1 protein-coding gene is annotated in these 575 nt (G+C 48.3%); it reads left to right on the forward strand.

Annotated elements, in window-relative coordinates:
* Nucleotides 1-63: 63 nt before the first annotated feature.
* Nucleotides 64-575, forward strand: a 512-nt coding sequence (locus R7093_RS26945) for a cation:proton antiporter (protein WP_318147239.1), incomplete at its 3' end; no start/stop codon positions are given.

Below are 575 nucleotides of genomic sequence, written 5' to 3' on the forward strand. Positions count from 1 at the left end.
TTTAGGATCTTATATGCTTACTCGTTGAGATTGTTTGTAGCTTTTCATTTAGGGAGGGTGAGAATGGACGCAGACCCCATTAACAGCTTTTTTCTGATTGGTGCATTACTGATTGCACTGAGCGTTCTTTTAAGCCCCGTGTCCTCAAAATTGGGGATTCCAATCCTTCTCGTATTTCTTGCGGTAGGTATGTTGGCTGGGGAAGATGGCCTTGGCGGAATCTTATTTGATAATTATTCCATCGCGTATTTAGTCAGTAACTTAGCGCTCGCCATCATTCTTTTGGATGGCGGGATGCGAACGCGAGTCGCCAGTTTTCGGGTCGCCTTGTGGCCTTCGGTGTCGTTGGCAACTATAGGCGTAGCCATCACGACATTGTTAACTGGCTTGATGGCGACCTGGCTGTTCGATTTGGATTTATTGCAAGGTATCTTGGTTGGCGCGATTGTCGGTTCAACGGATGCGGCCGCGGTCTTCTCTTTATTGAAAGGGCGCAGTCTGAACGAACGTGTTGGCTCGACGTTAGAAATTGAATCGGGCACCAACGACCCAATGGCGGTGTTCTTGACCGTCAC

Source organism: Vibrio sp. 1580, from assembly GCF_033340055.1.